At 58.9% G+C, this 19,701-nt stretch carries 16 protein-coding genes; 10 read left to right on the forward strand and 6 right to left on the reverse strand.

Annotation, left to right across the window (positions count from 1 at the left end; translation table 11 throughout):
* Positions 1-102: 102 nt before the first annotated feature.
* From KDX37_RS16030 to KDX37_RS16055, 6 genes are read left to right on the forward strand one after another with little or no spacing between them, the layout of a single operon-like run.
* A complete protein-coding gene (locus tag KDX37_RS16030; RefSeq protein ID WP_231653665.1) occupies positions 103-849 on the forward strand; it encodes an amino acid ABC transporter permease in 747 nt (248 codons plus the stop codon).
* Positions 846-1,514, forward strand: a complete 669-nt coding sequence (locus KDX37_RS16035) for an amino acid ABC transporter permease (protein ID WP_231653779.1) — start codon at positions 846-848, stop codon at positions 1,512-1,514. The genes KDX37_RS16030 and KDX37_RS16035 overlap by 4 nt, the downstream gene beginning before the upstream one ends.
* Positions 1,511-2,245, forward strand: a complete 735-nt coding sequence (locus KDX37_RS16040) for an amino acid ABC transporter ATP-binding protein (protein WP_231653666.1) — start codon at positions 1,511-1,513, stop codon at positions 2,243-2,245. Before KDX37_RS16035 ends, KDX37_RS16040 begins: the two co-directional genes overlap by 4 nt.
* A gap of 57 nt (positions 2,246-2,302) precedes the next feature.
* Positions 2,303-4,219 carry a two-component sensor histidine kinase AauS gene (locus KDX37_RS16045; RefSeq protein WP_231653667.1) on the forward strand — a complete coding sequence of 639 codons (1,917 nt, stop codon included), beginning with the start codon at positions 2,303-2,305 and terminating at the stop codon, positions 4,217-4,219.
* 10 nt (positions 4,220-4,229) lie between these two features.
* On the forward strand, positions 4,230-5,558 hold the full coding sequence (locus KDX37_RS16050) for a two-component response regulator AauR (protein ID WP_264759269.1): 1,329 nt from the start codon (positions 4,230-4,232) through the stop codon (positions 5,556-5,558).
* A gap of 44 nt (positions 5,559-5,602) precedes the next feature.
* Entirely contained in the window at positions 5,603-5,941 is a 339-nt protein-coding gene (locus tag KDX37_RS16055) for a GlpM family protein (RefSeq protein ID WP_231653668.1), read from the forward strand.
* Positions 5,942-6,018: 77 nt separating this feature from the next.
* Here the strand turns inward: KDX37_RS16055 and KDX37_RS16060 are convergent, their stop codons facing one another.
* The 3 genes from KDX37_RS16060 to metE form a co-directional block, all read right to left on the reverse strand.
* The gene (locus KDX37_RS16060) at positions 6,019-6,666 is read right to left on the reverse strand and encodes a DsbA family oxidoreductase (protein ID WP_231653669.1); all 648 of its coding nucleotides are present in this window, start codon (positions 6,664-6,666) and stop codon (positions 6,019-6,021) included.
* Between the two features lie 65 nt (positions 6,667-6,731).
* The gene (locus KDX37_RS16065) at positions 6,732-7,724 is read right to left on the reverse strand and encodes an alpha/beta fold hydrolase (RefSeq protein WP_231653670.1); all 993 of its coding nucleotides are present in this window, start codon (positions 7,722-7,724) and stop codon (positions 6,732-6,734) included.
* A 162-nt stretch (positions 7,725-7,886) separates the two neighbouring features.
* A complete protein-coding gene (metE, locus tag KDX37_RS16070) occupies positions 7,887-10,190 on the reverse strand; it encodes a 5-methyltetrahydropteroyltriglutamate--homocysteine S-methyltransferase (RefSeq protein ID WP_231653671.1) in 2,304 nt (767 codons plus the stop codon).
* A gap of 106 nt (positions 10,191-10,296) precedes the next feature.
* Here metE and metR point away from each other — a divergent pair, with 106 nt between their 5' ends.
* Positions 10,297-11,214, forward strand: a complete 918-nt coding sequence (gene metR, locus KDX37_RS16075; RefSeq protein WP_231653672.1) for a transcriptional regulator MetR — start codon at positions 10,297-10,299, stop codon at positions 11,212-11,214.
* A gap of 49 nt (positions 11,215-11,263) precedes the next feature.
* Here metR and KDX37_RS16080 read toward each other — a convergent pair whose 3' ends face one another.
* The 3 genes from KDX37_RS16080 to KDX37_RS16090 form a co-directional block, all read right to left on the reverse strand.
* The gene (locus tag KDX37_RS16080; RefSeq protein WP_231653673.1) at positions 11,264-11,674 is read right to left on the reverse strand and encodes an NUDIX hydrolase; all 411 of its coding nucleotides are present in this window, start codon (positions 11,672-11,674) and stop codon (positions 11,264-11,266) included.
* The gene (ddlA, locus tag KDX37_RS16085; protein WP_231653674.1) at positions 11,671-12,762 is read right to left on the reverse strand and encodes a D-alanine--D-alanine ligase; all 1,092 of its coding nucleotides are present in this window, start codon (positions 12,760-12,762) and stop codon (positions 11,671-11,673) included. The genes KDX37_RS16080 and ddlA overlap by 4 nt, the downstream gene beginning before the upstream one ends.
* Before the next feature lie 181 nt (positions 12,763-12,943).
* Positions 12,944-13,225: a type B 50S ribosomal protein L31 gene (locus tag KDX37_RS16090; RefSeq protein WP_231653675.1), complete on the reverse strand. Its 282-nt coding sequence runs from the start codon at positions 13,223-13,225 to the stop codon at positions 12,944-12,946.
* 316 nt (positions 13,226-13,541) lie between these two features.
* Here KDX37_RS16090 and KDX37_RS16095 point away from each other — a divergent pair, with 316 nt between their 5' ends.
* The 3 genes from KDX37_RS16095 to KDX37_RS16105 all read left to right on the forward strand — a co-directional run bounded on the left by KDX37_RS16095 (position 13,542) and on the right by KDX37_RS16105 (position 19,676).
* Entirely contained in the window at positions 13,542-15,155 is a 1,614-nt protein-coding gene (locus KDX37_RS16095; protein ID WP_231653676.1) for an FMN-binding glutamate synthase family protein, read from the forward strand.
* 156 nt (positions 15,156-15,311) lie between these two features.
* Positions 15,312-16,442 (forward strand): OpgC domain-containing protein, encoded by a 1,131-nt coding sequence (locus KDX37_RS16100; RefSeq protein WP_231653677.1) that lies wholly within the window; start codon positions 15,312-15,314, stop codon positions 16,440-16,442.
* Between the two features lie 114 nt (positions 16,443-16,556).
* Positions 16,557-19,676 carry a transglycosylase domain-containing protein gene (locus KDX37_RS16105; RefSeq protein ID WP_231653678.1) on the forward strand — a complete coding sequence of 1,040 codons (3,120 nt, stop codon included), beginning with the start codon at positions 16,557-16,559 and terminating at the stop codon, positions 19,674-19,676.
* Positions 19,677-19,701: the final 25 nt, after the last annotated feature.

Here is a 19,701-nt window from a genome sequence, read left to right on the forward strand (position 1 = left end):
ATTGCATCCCGAACGAGCCAGGCTCGTTCGGGATCGGCTCATCACTCTCGGCCTCCGGCAGTGCGTGCATTTAGATAGCTATAAAAAGAGGGGGAGACCCTGATGAATTACAACTGGGACTGGGGCGTTTTCTTCAAGTCCACCGGCGTCGGCAGCGAGACTTATCTGGACTGGTTCATCTCCGGCCTGGGCTGGACCATCGCGATTGCCGTGGTTGCGTGGATCATTGCGTTGATATTGGGCTCCGTGCTCGGCGTCATGCGCACCGTACCAAACCGTCTGGTATCGGGCATCGCCACGGTATACGTGGAAATCTTCCGCAATGTACCCCTGCTGGTGCAGCTGTTTATCTGGTACTTCCTGATACCGGACATGTTGCCGCAGAATCTGCAGGACTGGTACAAGCAAGACCTCAACCCAACGACCTCGGCGTTTCTGAGCGTCGTGGTGTGTCTTGGGCTATTCACTGCTGCACGTGTGTGCGAACAAGTCAGAACCGGCATCCAGGCGTTGCCAAAGGGCCAGGAGTCGGCCGCTCGCGCCATGGGTTTCAAGCTGCCGCAGATCTACTGGAACGTGCTGCTGCCACAGGCTTACCGCATCATCATTCCACCGCTCACCTCCGAATTCCTGAACGTGTTCAAGAACTCTTCGGTAGCCTCGTTGATCGGTCTGATGGAGCTGCTCGCGCAGACCAAACAAACGGCCGAGTTTTCGGCGAACCTGTTCGAAGCCTTCACCCTAGCAACGCTGATCTATTTCACGCTGAACATGAGCCTGATGCTGCTGATGCGTGTGATCGAGAAAAAGGTCGCAGTACCCGGCCTGATCTCTGTGGGGGGTAAATAATGGACTTCACTGGAATCATTCCCGCCCTTCCCGGCTTGTGGAACGGCATGGTCATGACCCTCAAGCTGATGGCGATGGGTGTCGTTGGCGGCCTGCTGCTGGGCACCGTGCTGGCGTTGATGCGCCTGTCGTCCAACAAGCTGCTGGCCAATGTGGCTGGCGCCTATGTGAACTACTTCCGCTCAATCCCGCTGCTGCTGGTCATCACCTGGTTCTATCTGGCGGTACCGTTCGTGTTGCGCTGGATCACAGGTGAAGACACCCCTATCGGTGCGTTCACCTCCTGCGTCGTGGCGTTCATGATGTTCGAGGCCGCGTACTTCTGCGAAATCGTTCGTGCTGGTGTGCAGTCGATTTCCAAAGGGCAGATGGGCGCTGCCCAGGCGCTGGGCATGACCTACAGCCAGATGATGCGTCTGATCATTCTGCCTCAGGCCTTTCGCAAGATGACTCCGCTGTTGCTGCAACAGAGCATCATTCTGTTTCAGGACACCTCTCTGGTTTACACCGTCGGCCTCGTTGACTTCCTCAACGCCTCGCGTGCGAGTGGCGACATCATTGGTCGCGCCAACGAGTTCCTGATCATTGCCGGTGTGGTGTATTTCACGATCAGCTTTGCCGCCTCGCTGCTGGTGAAGCGTTTGCAAAAAAGGTTTGCCGTATGATTTCCATCAAGAACGTTAACAAGTGGTATGGGGACTTCCAGGTACTGACCGATTGCAGCACCGAGGTCAGCAAGGGCGAAGTGGTTGTCGTGTGCGGCCCGTCCGGCTCCGGCAAATCGACTTTGATCAAATGCGTGAACGCGCTGGAACCGTTCCAGAAGGGCGACATCGTGGTCGACGGCACGTCGATATCGGACTCCAGGACCAACCTGCCAAAACTGCGTTCGCGCGTGGGCATGGTGTTCCAGCATTTCGAGCTTTTTCCGCACCTGAGCATCGTTGAAAACCTGACCATCGCGCAGATCAAGGTGCTGGGCCGCAGCAAGGCCGAAGCCACCGAGAAAGGCCTGAAACTGCTAGACCGTGTCGGCTTGTCCGAACACGCCCACAAGCACCCCGGCCAGCTCTCCGGCGGTCAGCAGCAACGTGTGGCCATTGCCCGCGCGCTGGCAATGGACCCGGTCGTGATGCTGTTCGATGAGCCAACCTCGGCACTGGACCCGGAAATGGTCAATGAAGTGCTCGACGTGATGGTGCAATTGGCCAACGAAGGCATGACCATGATGTGTGTGACCCACGAAATGGGTTTCGCACGCAAAGTCGCCAATCGCGTAATCTTCATGGACAAGGGACACATCGTCGAAGATTGCGCCAAGGAAGAGTTTTTTGGTGATGTGAGTGCACGCTCGGAGCGCGCTCAGCAATTCCTCGCCAAGATCCTCCAGCACTAAGCATTACACCAACAGCTGCCTGTTACACGGGCAGCTGTTCGGTTCAGGACGACTGTGATGAAATGCGACCCCTCTCTCTACCGCGCCGCGCCGCCATCACTCGCCGTGAAACCCCGCCTGATTCGCCAACTGTTTGTACCCCCGCTGATCCTCATGTTGATGATCGGTCTGGGCTATATCGCCTATCTCATCAGCGAAACCAACGGCATCAAGACCTTGAGCGAAAGCGGCAAGCGTCAGCTTGAGTTGCATGCCCGCACGGTAGAAAGCGAGATCAGCAAATACACCTACCTGCCGAGCGTTCTGGAACTCGAATCCAGCGTTTCGCAGTTGCTCAATGACCCTGGTCCCGAATTGCAACAACAGGTCAATCGCTATCTTGAAGGCCTGAATCGCCGCAGCCGCAGCCGCGCCATCTATGTGCTGGACACCACCGGTCGGGTACTGGCCACCAGCAACTGGCGCGACGCAGACAGCTATCAGGGCGAAGACCTGTCCTTTCGCGCCTACTTTCAGGACGCGGTACGCGGCCTGCCAGGGCGGTTTTACGGGATTGGCACCACCACCGGCGAGTCCGGTTATTACCTGGCCCATGGGCTGGAAGAGAAAGGCCGGATCATTGGCGTGGCCGTGATCAAGGTACGGCTGGAAGCCCTTGAGGAACGCTGGCAACGCGCCCGCCTGGAAGCGTTCGTCAGTGACGAAAACGGCATCATCATTTTATCCAGCGACCCCGCACGACGTCTGAAATCGGTGCAGCCACTTACCCCGGAAACCAAGGAGCGGCTGGCGCGCAGCCTTCAGTATTACTGGTGGCCGCTCAACGAACTGGTGCCCATCGAGAGAGAGTCGCTGGCCGAGGGCGTAGAAAAGCTTACCTTCCCGGCTAACGTCAGCGTTGACCATGAGCACACTCAGGTCAGCTATCTGGCGCAGACCCGCCCTCTCAGTGATACGCCGTGGCACCTTACCCTCCTTACCCCACTTGAAGATCTGCGTAGCGAAGCAGGAAGCCGCGGCATGCTGGTCGCTGTCGCATGCGCACTGGTGGCCTTTTTGCTGATTGCCTGGAACGAGCGCCGCAAGGTGATCGCTACGCGCCTCGCTGCGCGCGAAGCCCTGCAAGCGGCCAATGACGAGTTGGAGCGCAAGATTGCCGAGCGTACCGAGCACCTGCGCGCCAGTAATGAGCGGCTGAAAGCGCAGATCCGCGAGCGTCGACAGGCCGAGGATACGTTGCGCAAGGCGCAGGACGAACTGGTCCAGGCTGGCAAACTGGCGGCCATCGGCCAGATGTCGACAAGCATCGCCCATGAGCTCAACCAGCCGTTGGCAGCACTGCGTACGCTGTCCGGCAACACCGTACGCTTTCTGGAACGCGGCGCCCTCGATACCGCCAGCGCCAACTTGCGCACGATCAATGATCTTGTCGACCGCATGGGCCGCATCACCGCCAGCCTGCGTGCCTTTGCCCGACGCGGCAATGACCAGGGCCAGGCGCAGTTGAGCAAAGCGACGGACGCGGCCTTTCAGCTGTTGGCAGTAAGACTTGAACAATCCTCGCTGGTTCTGCATGAGGATTTTATCGACGTCACCCTGAGCATCGACCAGACCCGACTGGAGCAGATACTGGTCAACCTGATTGGCAACGCGTTGGATGCCATGCATGCCCAGCCTCACCCGGAGCTCTGGCTTGAAGGCTGCATCGACGATGGACGCTATCGGTTGACGGTGCGCGACAACGGCCACGGCATCGATATCGAAGCGCGCAAGCACCTGTTTGAACCGTTCTTTACCACCAAACCCGGGGAACAGGGTCTCGGATTGGGTCTGACGCTCTCGGCGAGCCTTGCTGCGGCAGCGGGTGGCAGCCTGAGTGCCGAGCATCCGGGCGACGGCGGTACCTCCTTTGTTTTGTACTTGCCGTTCGTTGACGGCGCGCCCACCGAACCCGGCCAGGCCAAGCCGACATGAGGCAGTCCCCATGAGCATCAACAGCGACCTCACCGTCCTGATCGTCGAAGACGATCCGCATGTACTGCTGGGCTGCCAGCAAGCCCTGGCGCTGGAAGACATCGACAGCGAAGGCGTTGCCAGCGCCGAGGAAGCCTTGAGCCGCATCGATGACAATTTTGCCGGCATCGTCATCAGCGACATACGATTGCCTGGTATTGATGGCCTGGAACTGCTCAGCCGCCTCAAGGCACGCGACAAGAGCCTGCCGGTCGTACTGATCACCGGGCACGGCGACATTTCGATGGCCGTCAATGCCATGCGCGACGGTGCCTATGATTTCATGGAGAAGCCCTTTTCCCCCGAACGTCTGGTCGAGGTCACCCGACGCGCACTGGAGCAGCGCGGGCTGGCACGGGAAGTCTGGGCGTTGCGCAAGCAACTGGCCGAACGTGACTCTCTTGAAGGCAGGATCATCGGCCGCTCGCCAGCCATGCAGAATCTGAGGGCGCTGATTGCCAACGTTGCCGACACCTCGGCCAACGTGCTGATCGAAGGTGAAACCGGAACGGGCAAGGAACTGGTCGCCCGCTGCCTGCATGATTTCAGTCGACGTACGCCTCATCAGTTCGTGGCGCTCAACTGCGGCGGGCTGGCGGAGAGCCTGTTCGAATCGGAGATTTTCGGCCACGAAGCCAACGCCTTTACCGGTGCAGGCAAGCGCCGCATCGGCAAGATCGAACACGCCCACAACGGCACGCTGTTCCTTGATGAAGTGGAAAGCATGCCGATCAACCTGCAGATCAAATTGCTGCGTGTCTTGCAGGAACGAACACTTGAACGCCTGGGTTCCAACCAGAGCGTCGCAGTGGATTGTCGGGTCATTGCCGCGACCAAATCCGACCTCAACGCGCTGGGCAAGACCAATCAGTTTCGCAGTGACCTGTATTACCGCCTCAATGTCGTGACGCTTGAGCTGCCGCCGCTGCGTGAACGTCGAGAAGACATTCTGCAATTGTTCGAGCACTTTCTACAGCTGTCATCCTTGCGTTTTGACCGCGAACTACCAACGCTGGATCGCCATACCCTGTCCAGCCTGATGAGCCACGACTGGCCGGGCAACGTGCGCGAACTGCGTAACGTTGCCGAGCGCTTTGCGCTGGGCCTGCCCGCCTTCAAGCAGCCGGGAGCCATCGACGAAAGTCAGAGTCTTGGGTTTGCCGAGGCGGTCGAAGCGTTCGAGCGCAACCTGCTCAGCGAAGCCCTGGAGCGCAGCGGCGGCAATCTGAGCCAGGCCAGTCAGGAACTGGGCATGGCGAAGACCACACTGTTCGACAAGGTCAAAAAATACGGGCTTTGAGTCCGATTCAAACAGCAGGGCGATTCCAGAAAACGGAGAATCAGGTGGATTTAGTACTCAAGGCGCTGTTGGGAGGCGCCGTCGTCGTAATACTCGCGGCGCTGGCCAAAACCCGCAATTATTACATCGCGGGACTGGTGCCATTGTTCCCGACGTTTGCGCTGATCGCCCATTACATCGTCGGCAAGGGCCGGTCGCTGGAAGATTTGAAGACCACCATCCTGTTCGGCATGTGGTCGATCATCCCCTACTTCGTCTACCTGGCGGCGCTTTACCTGTTGGTTGACCGACTGCGTCTGGAAGCCTCGCTGGCCTTGGCTGCCGTGGCCTGGTTGGTGGCCGCAACGCTACTGGTAACAGTCTGGGTCAGGGTTCACGGCTGACGTTGCGCCAGCGACAAGTGCGCCTTTGAACAGCTGTCAGGTGTCGCGTGGCTGACACCTGACAATTGACCAATCAATCAGGCATTTTCACTGATGATCTGGCGAATCGCGCTGACGAATACGTCCACCGGCTGCCCGCCCGATACGGCGTACTGGTCGTTGAACACAATGGTCGGCACCGAGCTGACACCACGCGACGTCCACAGCTGTTCATCTTCACGCACCTGCGCGGCGTAATCATTGCTCGCCAGAACAGCCAGCGCCCGAAGCCGATCAAGACCGACCTTTTGCGCAGCGTCCGCCAGGTCCGCATGGCTGGACGGGTCCTTCAGCTCACTGAAATACGCCTCGAACAAGGCAGTTTTCAACGCGTGCTGTTTGCCTTCTGTCTCAGCCCAGTGCAAAAGACGATGGGCATCGAAGGTGTTGTAGATACGCCGCTCACCCTTGGCGAAGACAAAGCCAAGCTCTGCGCCTTTTGCACGGATTGTTTCGTGGATGCCCTCGATCTGCTCCGGGGTGGAGCCGTATTTCTCGGCGATATGCTCTTTGATGTCCTGCCCTTCGGACGGCATGTTCGGGTTCAGCTCGAACGGTTGGAAGTGGATCTGTGCGTCCACTTCATCGCCAAGTTCTACAAGCGCCTGGTCCAGCGCACGCAGACCAATGACACACCAGGGACAGGAAACATCGGAAACGAAATCGATTTTAAGTGCAGTGCTCATGACAGCCGTTCGCTCATTGAACCAAAGCCCTCACGATACACCTCTGTCCGAGCCTGACAACCTGGCTAGAGCTGCGCCAGATGACGACCGTCTTCATGCTGCGCCTTCAGATAGGGCAATACTGCGCCCAGCAAAGGTGCCTTGAACGCCTCCTGAAAACGGTGCGCCAGCCCTGGGATCAGCCGCAGCTGGCTCCCTTGGATATGCGCGGCTACGTGCACGCCATGCATGACCGGCAACAAGGGATCGGCAGTGCCGTGCACCACCAGTACCGGCAGACGCAGCCGATTCAGCAGCTCGACGCGGCTGGGCTCGGCGAGAATGGCCATGATCTGGCGCTTCACGCCCTCCGGGTTGAAGGCGCGATCGTAGGAAATCGCAGCCTGGTGGAGCAATTGCTGCCGATCATCCTTGACCTGCGGGCTGCCCAGCGCTGCCAGCAGATCGGCTTGCTGTTCGATGGCAACCTCCCGATTGGGCGCACCGCGGCGGGCCAGCAGCTGCATCAGCGCAGCACTGGGCATCGGCAAGCCCTGCGCGCCAGAACTGGTCATGATCAGTGTCAGGCTCTCGACCCGTTCTGGCGCCATGTCTGCCAGATGCTGGGCGATCATCCCGCCCATGCTTGCACCGAGCACATGAAACTGCTGAACATGCAGCGCGTCCATCAGGCCCAGGCCATCGTCAGCCATGTCGGTCAGCGAGTAAGGCGCCGACACGGGCAGACCGAGTTTGAAGCGCAGCACTTCGTACGTCAGGTTGGCATCGGCGGGCGGTTGCACCCAAGTCGAAAGACCCACGTCGCGGTTGTCATAACGAATGACCCGATAGCCTTGCTGACAGAGCGCAGTCACCACTTCGTCAGGCCAGTGAATCAACTGCCCGCCAAGACCCATGACCAACAGCAAGGCAGGGTCTGACTCACTGCCGATGCTCTGATAGGCAATGCGCACTTGTTTGAGTTCGGCAGTCTGGACAGGAACGTTGACATCGCATCGATCGGCCGCAAAAGACGGCAAGCCGCACAGAAGCGCAGCCAGAAAAATTAAAACCCGCATGAAAAACACCAAAAAACAGATCCCCAGTAGGCAACGAGTCTGATGATGTTTTGCAAAGCGCGCTGCCACAGTTGCGTGACAATTTGATGAACAGCGCTGAGTGGTAGGCAAACGGTTGTGAGCGACGAGCTGAACGGGATCAGCTTGTCGCGAGAGGCGTCTTCAGTTTCTCAACTGCCGTGCCGCTGCAACCATGTTGATCAGAGCGGCTTCGGTTTCTGCCCAGCCTCGGGTCTTTAGACCACAGTCAGGGTTGATCCACAGGCGCTCGGCAGGAATGCGCCGCGCGGCCTTGGCCATCAGCGCGACGATTTCAGCGGTGGTCGGAACGCGCGGTGAGTGGATGTCGTAGACCCCCGGACCGATGTCGTTCGGATAATCGAACGCTTCGAACGCCTTGAGCAACTCCATATCCGAACGCGAGGTCTCGATCGTGATCACATCGGCGTCCATGGCTGCGATGGATTCGATCACGTCATTGAATTCGCTGTAGCACATATGGGTGTGAATCTGGGTTTCGTCGCGCACCCCCGAGGCACACAGACGAAACGCTGCCACAGCCCAGTCAAGGTAAGGCTGCCATTGGGACTTGCGCAACGGCAGGCCTTCGCGGAAAGCAGCCTCGTCAATCTGCACGATCCTGATACCGGCACGCTCCAGGTCCTGAACTTCGTCGCGAATCGCCAGCGCCAGCTGTTGTGCCTGCACGTGACGAGGGATGTCCTCCCGTGGGAACGACCACATCAGCATCGTGACCGGGCCGGTGAGCATGCCTTTCATGGGCTTGCTGGTCAGGCTTTGCGCATAGCGTATCCACTCGACGGTCATCGCGCCGGGACGGCTGACGTCACCATAAATTACTGCCGGTTTCACACAACGCGAGCCATAACTCTGCACCCAGCCAAAGCGGGTGAACAGGTAACCGTCCAGTTGCTCGGCAAAATACTCGACCATGTCGTTGCGTTCGGCCTCGCCATGCACCAGCACGTCCAGCCCCAGGTTTTCCTGGATCTGGACCGCATGACGGATCTCCTGGCGCATGGCGTCGGTATATTCGTTGAGGGCCAGCTTGCCTTGCCTATGCGCCTGGCGGGCCAGACGTATCGCCGGGGTCTGCGGGAATGAGCCGATTGTCGTGGTCGGAAAAGCCGGCAGTTGCAAGCGTGCCCGTTGCAGGTCAATACGCCGGGCGAACCCGGATTGACGCTGATGATCAACAGCCGTAACGGCGGCCAGACGCTGTTGTACTGCCGGGTTATGGATCCGCGGCGACTGCTTGCGGCTGGCCTGCACATTTTGGCTTTGCGCCAGCGCTGCCCGCACTTGTGCAGCTTCGGGCTCATTCAGCGCCTGCTTGAGGATGGCAATTTCTGCGCTTTTCTGCACCGCAAACGCCAGCCAGCTTTTCAGCTCAGGGTCCAGACGGTCTTCGCGCTCCAGATCGACAGGGCTGTGCAGCAGCGAGCAGGAAGCCGCGACCCACAGGTTATCGCCAAACCGTTCATGCGCTTCTTGCAGATGGGTCAGCGCCGCCTGCAGGTCACAGCGCCAGACATTACGCCCGTTGACCACGCCCAGCGACAGCACCTTATAGGCCGGCAGACGATCAAGTACGACAGGCAGTTGCTCGGGCGCCCGCACCAGATCAATGTGCAAGCCGTCCACCGGCAAGGTTGCCGCCAGACCAAGATTGTCTTCAAGCCCGCCAAAATAAGTGGCAATCAGCTTTTTCAGCGGGGAGTACTGCAGGCTGTGGTAGGCGCGTTCGAATGCGGTTTTCCAGTCCTGTGGCAGATCGAGGGTCAGGATCGGCTCGTCGATCTGCACCCACTCCACACCTTGTGCCGCCAATCGTCCGAGAATTTCTCCGTACACCGGCAGTAGACGATCCAGCAGCTCCAGCTTGTCAAAACTGTCGCCCTTGGCCTTGCCCAGCCAAAGGTAAGTCAGCGGCCCGATGATGACCGGTTTGACTGTGTGACCCAGCGCATGCGCCTCCTCGACCTCCTCGAACAACTGTGACCAGTTCAGCTGAAAACGCTGGTCATGGCTGAACTCCGGGACCAGGTAGTGATAGTTGGTATCAAACCACTTGGTGAGTTCCTGAGCGTACTGTGTCTGCCCATCTGACTCGCCACAGCAATTGTTGCTGGCGCCCCGCGCCATGGCGAACAGAGTATCAAGGGTCGGCAAACCAGCAGCGTCACGGGTATGGGCGAAACGTTCAGGGACGACGCCCAGCGTGAGCGAGTGAGCCAGCACCTGGTCATACCAGGCGAAATCACCGACCGGCAACAGTTCGATGCCAGCGTCTTTTTGTATTTGCCAGTGAGCGACACGCAACTCACGACCCACCGCGCGCAGGCCGGGCTGATCGAGATCGCCTTTCCAGTAGGCTTCCAGCGCTTTCTTCAATTCACGATCAGCGCCGATGCGCGGAAATCCAAGGTTGTGGGCCAAAGCCATGTCGCGTCCTCCGTAAAATATGGCGCCATTGTCGACAGCCAGACCAACATGAGACAAACTCATTGTTTTCTTGTTGGTCACAAATTTTATTCATGGAGAGCGGACGGTGCTTGAAATACGCCACCTCAAAACCCTGCACGCGTTGCGCGAAGCAGACAGCCTCGTGGAAGCTGCCGAGCGCCTGCATCTGACCCAATCAGCGCTGTCTCACCAGTTCAAGGAGCTGGAGGAGCGCATGGGCATGCAGCTGTTCGTGCGCAAGACCAAACCGGTGCGCTTCACCAGTGCTGGCCTGCGTCTGCTGCAATTGTCCGATGCGCTGCTGCCGCAACTGCGCAGCGCAGAACGGGACATTGCGCGCCTGGCGGGCGGCACGGCGGGTCGTCTGCACATGGCCATCGAATGCCACAGCTGTTTTCAGTGGCTGATGCCGACCATTGACCAGTTTCGCGATGCCTGGCCAGAAGTCGAACTGGACCTGTCTTCCGGGTTCTCGTTTGCACCGCTGCCGGCGCTGGCGCGTGGCGATCTTGACCTGGTGGTGACCTCGGACCCGCAGGAACTGCCCGGCATCACCTACGTGCCGCTGTTCACTTACGAGGCGATGCTGGCGGTGGCCAACCAGCATGCATTGGCGACCAAACCGTACATCGTCCCGGAAGACCTGCTGGAAGAGACCCTGATCACCTACCCGGTGGAGCGCGACCGGCTGGACATTTTCACCCGCTTCCTGGAGCCCGCCGAGATCGAGCCTGCGCAGGTAAGAACCTCCGAACTGACGGTGATGATGATGCAACTGGTCGCCAGCGGGCGTGGCGTCTGTGGCATGCCTCATTGGGCGCTGCATGAGTACAGCTCGCGGGGTTACGTAAAGGCCAAGCGGCTGGGGGAAAAAGGGCTGTTTGCGACTTTGTATGCAGGTATTCGTGCCGACATGCTGGATGCACCGTACATGCGCGACTTTCTGCTGACAGCCAAGGACACTTCGTTCTCGACGCTGGACGGCGTCAGCGCGGTTCGCTGAATGGCAAGCGCCCTGCACACTTGTGCAGGGCACTCAACCGCAATGGCTGTCAGATCATCTCAGCCTGACGCTGCCGGTAAAGCGGCAGGATCAAATCACGCGTCAAGGGTGCCAGATGCAGGTCGGGGTGACTCTGCGAGCCGACCCAGACTACCTCCTCGATCTCGGCAGCAGGCAGCACCTCGGCAGCGGTCTTCACTTCATACAACTGGCAGTGAACTTCAAAGCCTGGCTCGTTTGCCGCCGGTGCGGTGAATTCACCCAGAAACTCGGCCTGCTGCGGATCGATGATCAGCCCGAGCTCTTCGTTCAACTCTCTGGCCAACGCCACTGGCGCCGTTTCGCCAGGGTCGATCTTGCCGCCGGGCTGCATGAACGCCAGCGTACCCCGCTTGCGCACGAGCAACGTTCTGCCGTCCGGGGCAATCAACAGGGCGGCCGCAATAGTGATGATTTTCATGCAAAGATATCCGTCTTGAGCAACCTGGCCTCGTCTGCCCGCTCCAGCGCCAGCCCGATCAAGCGATCGATCAGCCTGGCGTAGGACAGACCGCTGGCCTGCCAGAGTTTGGGGTACATGCTGATAGAGGTGAAGCCAGGCAGAGTATTGACCTCATTGATGATGATCTCGCGCGCCTCGGTGACGAAGAAATCCACCCGCGACAGCCCAGCGCATCCCAGCACCTTATAGGCCTGCAATGCGACGTCGCGCACCTGATCACTCAGCTCTGCAGGCAACTCGGCCGGTATGGCGATCCGGGCCTGATCACCGTTCAGGTATTTGGTGTCGTAAGCGTAGAACTCATCATTGGCGATCACTTCACCGCACACGCTGACCTGCGGCTCGCGGTTGCCCAGCACGGCGCACTCCACTTCACGCCCGACCATGCCCTGCTCGATCAACAGCTTGTGATCGAACTGCAAGCCCAACGTCAAAGCGGCCTCGAAGCTGGCCTCATCAGTGACTTTACTGACCCCTACAGAGGAACCCTGGCTGGCCGGCTTGACGAACAGCGGCAGCCCCAGTTGCTCGCGTACGCTGGCAAAAGCAATGCTCTGGCCGCGTGTCAACACCACAAATGGCGCAACCGCGATGCCTGCATCACGCAGCAGACGCTTGGTCACGTCCTTGTCCATGCACGCTGCCGAACTCAGCACGTCCGGCCCGACGAAGGGAATTGCCAACAGACGCAGCAAGCCTTGCAGCGAGCCGTCTTCACCCAGGGCGCCATGGATCAGCGGAAACACAACATCAATGCGCGCCAATGGCTGTCCTGACTCGATGTCAACGAACTGTCCGCCCACACTCCCGGGCAGCAAGGAGAGTTGCTTGCCAGCGGTGCTCAATTTGATGCGCGAAGGATCTTCTGCATTGACCAGGTAATTGCTTTCATCGAAGCACAACCAGCGGCCCGACTTGTCGACGCCGATCAGGGTCAGTTCGTAGCGGTCACGATCAATCGCATTGATAACGTTGCGTGCCGACTGCAACGAAACCTCATGCTCGCTGGACTGCCCACCGAAAACGATGGCGACTGATTTTTTCAAAGCGGGTACTCCTGTTTTTCAGGCCGCGAAGATAAAAGCAAAGCTTGCCGTTAGTCCAGTGGACGAGTGGTCGCATCGCGTCTTTTGTGTTTAAAAAGTCCTGCGCAGAAAATTGGAACAAAAAAATCCCGGCGAGAAGGTCATCCTGTACAGATAGCCTTCAGCCGGGAAGCCGGACATGTCATTGCTCGGCAGGGACGTCTTTCTTGCCGCCAGAACCAAACGTGGCGAAACGCTTGTTGAAGCCTGCAATGCGGCCTTCTGTGGTGGTCTTGCGCTGCTGACCGGTGTACATCGGATGCGAAGCACTGGACACATCAAGCGCTACGTAGGGGTAACTGTTACCGTCGGTGTGCTGCTGCGTGCGGTCTGTGTCGACAGTGGAACCGATCAGGAAAAAGGCATCGGCCGCTGTGTCATGAAACAGCACGGTACGGTAGGCGGGATGGATATCAGCTTTCATGGTTGTCTCCATTGAGTAAGTGTCGAACGTGTTACACAGTAACATAATGACTCCCCAATGATAATGACTCTTGTTGATGGCAACCATTGCCGCAATCGATGCCGCACCCTGTTTGCCAGATCACACCAGCGAACAGGTTCGATGACCCTTATTTAATGCGCGTCGGTAGAGGCAATCCGCTACATTTCAGTTGCGCACCGTGCTGACCTCAAGCCCAGACCCGGAAAGCACAGATATCCCGCAGCCCTGCTGTCTGCCCTTGGGCGACAAAAAGACAGGCGCGCGCAGAAAACCGCTATCAGCCCAAGGATGTCACATGAGCCTATCGCTACTCAGTCGTTATGCAGTCTTCGTTGGTTGCGTGCTCTTCACTCTGTTCAGCCTGCCGTTCTGGCATCACGAATGGCTCTGGCCTTTCACGTTATTGACCGCTGTGCTCAGCGTAGTGGGCATCATCGATCTGCTGCAATCACCGCATTCGGTGCGTCGCAATTACCCGATTCTGGGCAATATCCGTTACGCCGTTGAAGCGATCCGTCCCGAGATTCGTCAGTACCTGCTGGAATCAGACAGCGACGCCCTGCCCTTCTCCCGCGCTCAGCGCTCGCTCGTGTACTCGCGTGCAAAGAACGAGTCCGCCGACAAGCCGTTCGGCACGCTGATCGACGTCTATCAGACTGGCTTCGAGTTCATCGGGCACTCCATGCGTCCTGCTCCCATGAGCGACCCAAGCGGGTTCCGTATATCGATAGGCGGGCCGCAATGCACCCAGCCCTACTCGGCCTCGATTTTCAATATCTCGGCAATGAGCTTTGGTTCGCTCAGTGCCAACGCGATTCGCGCGTTGAACAAAGGCGCAAAGCTCGGCAACTTCGCCCATGACACTGGCGAAGGCAGCATCAGCCCTTACCACCGCGAGCACGGTGGCGACCTGACATGGGAACTCGGCAGTGGTTATTTTGGCTGCCGCACGGCTGACGGCCACTTCGATGCGGAGCGGTTCGCTGTTCAGGCCAGAGACCCGCAGGTGCGCATGGTCGAAATCAAGATGAGTCAAGGTGCCAAGCCGGGCCACGGCGGCATCCTGCCCAAGCACAAGGTGACAAAGGAGATTGCCGAAACACGCGGCATCGAGATGGGCGAAGACTGCATCTCGCCGTCGCGACACAGTGCGTTCTCCACCCCTTACGAACTGATGCAGTTCATCGCCCGTCTGCGCGAGTTGTCTGGCGGCAAGCCGGTAGGGTTCAAGTTCTGTCTGGGTCATCCGTGGGAGTTCATGGGGATTGCCAAAGCCATGCTCGAAACCGGAATCTACCCGGACTTCATCGTCGTCGACGGTACTGAAGGTGGCACCGGCGCCGCGCCAGTCGAATTCACCGACCACATGGGCACTCCCATGCGTGAGGGACTGTTGTTTGTGCACAACACGCTGGTGGGGCTGAATCTGCGCGACAAGATCAGGCTGGGCGCCAGCGGCAAGATCGTCAGTGCCTTCGATATCGCCAGCGTACTGGCCATCGGCGCAGACTGGGCGAACTCGGCCCGCGGCTTCATGTTTGCCATCGGTTGCATCCAGTCACAAAGTTGCCACACCAACAAATGTCCTACTGGCGTCGCGACCCAGGATGCATTGCGACAGCGCGCACTGGTCGTTCCCGACAAGGCTGAAAGGGTCTTCAATTTCCATCGTAATACGCTTAAAGGACTGGCCGAAATGCTGGCCGCTGCGGGCTTGGAGCATCCATCACAACTGGAAGCCAAGCACTTGGTAAGGCGCATGTCGGCGACCGAAATCAAACTGTTCTCGCAAACCCACGTATTTCTGCAGCCGGGGCAATTGCTCAATGGCGTACAGGACGATAGCTTCTATTCGAGAATGTGGCAGATGGCGCGGTCAGACAGCTTTGATGCCGCCGAAGTCGCCTGATTCAAGCGCGCGGTTGAGACATCCTGTAATAGCCCGCTTTTGCAATTCCCGGCGATTGACGCCACCCTGCCGCGCCGCCGGACAACACCGACTGGCGGCGCGGAACCTCAGCCCCTTGCGGCCGATCTTATCAGCAATCATCTAGAGCCCACCGTTATGACTAACGGACGCGATTATCGAATCGACTTCTTTCGAGGTCTGGCGCTGGTCTTCATTTTTTGGGACCACGTGCCGGACAATCCTTTGGCCCAACTCACCGTGCGCAACTTCGGGTTCAGCGACGCGGCGGAAATCTTCGTTTTTCTCGCAGGCTACGCAGCGATCCTGGCTTACGGGCGCATCGCTCGACGCGACGGCATGCTGGTGGCTGGCGTACGGATCCTGCGGCGTACATGGGTGCTGTATGTCGTACACATTTTCTTGCTGACGTTGTTGATGGGCATTGTCTTCGTCGCCAACAACCACGTCGAAACCCGCGACATGGTCCAGCAGATGGGCCTGGAGTATTTCGTAGGCAATCCACAACAGGCGCTCGCAGACGAATTGCTGCTGCGCTTCAAGCCTAACCTTACCGACCCACTGCCTTTGTATATCGTGCTGCTGCTCACCCTGCCACTGACCTTGCCATTGATGCTGCGCAAACTTGAGGTGGCCGTCGGCCTGTCAATCGCGCTGTACATGATGGTGCCGTTGTTTGGCTGGAACCTGCGTGCCTACGAGGGCGGCGGCGTGTGGTACTTCAACCCGGTGGCCTGGCAATTGCTGTTCGTACTCGGAGGAGCCTGCGCCTTGCGCAGCGAGACATCGACGGCCCGCACGCAAGGCCCCTTGCACCAGCAGCCGCTTTTCCTGATGGCAGCCGTGTATGTCCTGATCGCCGGCGTGCTCACCTTCAGCGAAAAATGGCCGCAGTTGCACACCGGGCTGGTATCAGCCCTGTACCTGGAAGGCCTGTATCCCATCAGCAAAACTGACCTGGCGCCTGCACGCCTGCTGCACTTCCTCGCCCTGGTCTACGTCGTCGCCCGACTGTTGCACACGCAAAGCACCTGGCTCGACAACTGGCCTGCCCGCCAGACCTGCCGTATGGGTCGGTACTCACTGGAAGTCTTCTGCCTGGGCGTGCTGCTTGCGCCGCTTGCGGACATGGCCAACGCGCTGGCAGGCGACACCTGGCCCATGCAAATCGCCACTGCCATCGTCGGCCTGGGGTTGATGATGCTGATGGCCAATGGACTGGAGCTGAACAAACGTCTGGGCAAATCGAAACCTGTGCTGGTGACTTGAGAACCCCTGCTCTGAAACCTCGTCGTAGCCGTCGTCCGACAATTTTTCATGCAATCTCGCTCAGCGTCTAAGCTTGTATCAGGTGCGTTAACAGGGTGACCGGATCAATCGACTATGGGCGTATTTCGGCATTCCGATAGCAAGCAAGAGGTAGAGTCCGCTGACCGTCAGGATGACCCGAGCGTGCCGCAGCGTCCTCGTCGCAAACGTTACGGATGGCGGGTATTTTGGGTGGTTTTGGTTCTGGCCGGGGTTGCTCTGGGTGTTGCCGTGGCCTTGGAAAGCCGCAGTTCCAGGCTTCAGGCGCGCGAGTTCAGCCGCTTTGCAGCCAGCCTGAGCTACTCGATGCAACCGGGTCCCAGTGATGCAGTGGTGTATCCGGGGGACGGGCCTTTTGACAAACGCCTGGGCTACTCATCGCTGGACGAGTTTTTGCCGCGCCTGCTCAAGCGTGACTACGTGATCACTCGCCAGACCCGGTTCTCGCCGGAACTGATGCGCTACAGCCAGCGAGGTTTTTTTGTTCCCTATCAGGAAAAGACCCAGGCCGGTTTGTCGATCACCGACTGCCGTGGCGAGTCGCTATACGAGTTTCGCTACCCTCAGCAGTTCTACTCGACCTTCGCGACCATTCCACCGGTGGTGGTGCACAGCCTGCTGTTCATCGAAAACCGTGACCTGCTTGATCCGCAGCAACCGCTGGCAAACCCGGCGGTGGACTGGCCGCGGTTTGCCAAGGCCGCGTGGTCGCAGGTGGCGAAAATACTCGCCCTGCCCGGCCAGTCAGCAGGCGGCAGCACCTTGGCGACTCAATTGGAAAAGTATCGTCACTCGCCCGACGGCCTTACACAGTCGAGTTCTGAAAAGTTGCGGCAGATGATTTCTGCCAGCGTGCGCGCCTATCAACCGGGTGCAGAAACCCTCGCTGTGCGTCAACGGGTAGTGCGTGATTATCTCAATAGCGTGCCGTTGTCTGCAGTGCCGGGGCATGGTGAGGTTCATGGTCTGGCCGAAGGTTTGCGGGTCTGGTTCGGCGTGGATTTCGCCAAAACCAACCAAGTGCTGGCGTCAGCGCCAGTCGACGAAAAAGGTCTGGCCGAAAAGGCGCTGGCGTTGCGTGAAGTGCTGTCGCTGGTGATTGCCCAAAGACGACCCTCGCACTATCTGGCCAAGGGGCGTCTGGAACTGGCTGAGCTGACCGACAGCCATATCCGGCTGTTGGCACAAGCCAATGTCGTTGATCAGCCACTCGCCGATGCGGCCCTGGCAGCAAAGGTCACTTACCGTGACTGGGTGCAGCAACCGACGATTCAGCCCATCGAAACCAACAAAGGCATCAGCGTTGCGCGTACCCGTCTGTCCAATCTGGTCAATCGACCGCTCTACGATCTGGATCGTCTCGACCTGTCGGCCACCAGCACCTTGCATGGTGGTTTGCAGAGCAGCATCAGTCAGTACCTGCGGAACCTGGCAAACCCTGAGTTCGCGGCAACGATCGGCCTTTTGGGCGAGCGCCTGCTGACCCCGGCCAGTACTGCGCAGGTGCGTTACAGCTTCACCCTGTTCGAACGCGGCGCGGACGGATCACGCGTCAGGGTACAAACTGACAGCACAGACCAGCCGTTCGACATCAATGAAGGCAGCAAGCTCGAACTCGGCTCGACCGCCAAGATGCGCGTGCTGACGACCTACCTTGAGATGATCGCCGAGCTGCATGGACGGTACGCCGACATGAACGTTGCCGAATTGCGAAAAGTCCCGGTGGAAGAACCTGACAGGCTGACCCGATGGTCGGTGGATTACCTGGTGCAGAACAAGGACCGGGACCTGAAGAAAATGCTCTCGGCAGCGCTTGATCGCACTTATTCCGCAAGCCCGGGAGAAGCGTTTTTCACCGGGGGCGGCATGCACCGTTTCAACAACTTTCGGCGTGAAGACGACGGGCGTATTCCGACCTTGCGCGAGTCGCTGCGTGAATCCATCAACCTGCCTTTCATTCGCCTGATGCGTGATGTGGTGCGCTACAGCACCTATCAGGCACCGAACAACAGTGCCGCGCTGCTCAAGGACGATGACAATCCACGGCGCCAGGAATACCTCAGCCAATTTGCCGACCGTGAAGGCACGGTGTTTTTGCTGAGATTCTGGAAGCGGTACAAGGACAAGACCACGCAGGAGCGGCTCGATACGTTTCTGGACGGTATCCATCCGACGGCCATTCGACTGGCAGCGGTGCATCGTTATCTGCTGCCCGGTGCCGACCAGAACACCTTCAATGCCTTCGTGCGCGCACACCTTGACGACAGCAAAGCGACCTCCAGACTCACCGAAAAGCGCATGGCGGAACTGTACAAAAGCTATGGCCCGGGTGCCTACGATCTGCCAGATCAAGGCTACATCGCCCGCGCTCATCCGCTGGACCTGTGGCTGGTGGGCTATTTGCTGAAACACCCTGATGCGCAATTCAAGGATGCCGTGGCCGCCAGCCGTTTCGAGCGCCAGGAAGTCTACGGCTGGCTGTTCAAGAGCCGACACAAAGGCGCTCGTGACAGCCGCGTCCGTACCATGATGGAGGTCGAAGCATTTCTGGACATCGAGCAACGCTGGCAGCGCGTCGGGTACCCGTTCGATCATCTGGTTCCGTCGCTGGCCACCGCAATCGGCAGTTCAGGAGACCGACCGGCTGCGCTGGCCGAATTGATCGGCATCATTCAGAACGACGGAATACGCCTGCCGCCCGTGCGCATCGACAGCCTGCACTTTGCGGCTGACACACCCTACGAAACCGAACTGACCATCAACCCGGAGCTGGGTCAGCGCGTGCTGCCGTCCGAAGTGGCAGCAGCAATGCGCGAAGCCTTGTCGCAGGTGGTCGATGGTGGCACTGCCAAGCGAGTCCAGGGCACGTTCAAGATGTACGACGGTACGGTGCTGACCATGGGTGGCAAGACCGGCACCGGTGACAACCGGATCGAGAGCATCGGCGCAAGCGGGCGAATCATCAGTTCAAGGGCGATCAATCGTACAGCGACTTTTGTGTTTTATATCGGTGAAAACCACTTTGGCGCGCTGACGGCATTTGTGCCGGGGCGAGCGGCAGAGGGCTATCGCTTCACCTCGGCCCTGCCGGTGCAGGTCCTGAAAGGCATGGCACCGATCCTGACACCCTACCTGGAGAACAAGGGTCAGGCCATGTGCAATACGTCCCTGCCGCCTGCGCCACCGGGAATCTGATCGGGCTCAAAATCCAGCGGTTCTG

The sequence above is a fragment of the Pseudomonas californiensis genome (genome assembly GCF_021147775.1).
In the GTDB taxonomy this organism is placed as follows: domain Bacteria; phylum Pseudomonadota; class Gammaproteobacteria; order Pseudomonadales; family Pseudomonadaceae; genus Aquipseudomonas; species Aquipseudomonas californiensis.

Bases quoted from the DNA above. Each gene is read 5' to 3' on its own strand.
- KDX37_RS16030 (WP_231653665.1), top strand. From the start codon at position 103: ATGAATTACAACTGGGACTGGGGCGTTTTCTTCAAGTCCACCGGCGTC.
- KDX37_RS16040 (WP_231653666.1), top strand. From the start codon at position 1,511: ATGATTTCCATCAAGAACGTTAACAAGTGGTATGGGGACTTCCAGGTA.
- KDX37_RS16045 (WP_231653667.1), top strand. From the start codon at position 2,303: ATGAAATGCGACCCCTCTCTCTACCGCGCCGCGCCGCCATCACTCGCC.
- KDX37_RS16050 (WP_264759269.1), top strand. From the start codon at position 4,230: ATGAGCATCAACAGCGACCTCACCGTCCTGATCGTCGAAGACGATCCG.
- KDX37_RS16060 (WP_231653669.1), bottom strand. From the start codon at position 6,666: ATGAGCACTGCACTTAAAATCGATTTCGTTTCCGATGTTTCCTGTCCC.
- KDX37_RS16065 (WP_231653670.1), bottom strand. From the start codon at position 7,724: ATGCGGGTTTTAATTTTTCTGGCTGCGCTTCTGTGCGGCTTGCCGTCT.
- metE (WP_231653671.1), bottom strand. From the start codon at position 10,190: ATGGCTTTGGCCCACAACCTTGGATTTCCGCGCATCGGCGCTGATCGT.
- KDX37_RS16080 (WP_231653673.1), bottom strand. From the start codon at position 11,674: ATGAAAATCATCACTATTGCGGCCGCCCTGTTGATTGCCCCGGACGGC.
- KDX37_RS16090 (WP_231653675.1), bottom strand. From the start codon at position 13,225: ATGAAAGCTGATATCCATCCCGCCTACCGTACCGTGCTGTTTCATGAC.
- KDX37_RS16095 (WP_231653676.1), top strand. From the start codon at position 13,542: ATGAGCCTATCGCTACTCAGTCGTTATGCAGTCTTCGTTGGTTGCGTG.
- KDX37_RS16100 (WP_231653677.1), top strand. From the start codon at position 15,312: ATGACTAACGGACGCGATTATCGAATCGACTTCTTTCGAGGTCTGGCG.
- KDX37_RS16105 (WP_231653678.1), top strand. From the start codon at position 16,557: ATGGGCGTATTTCGGCATTCCGATAGCAAGCAAGAGGTAGAGTCCGCT.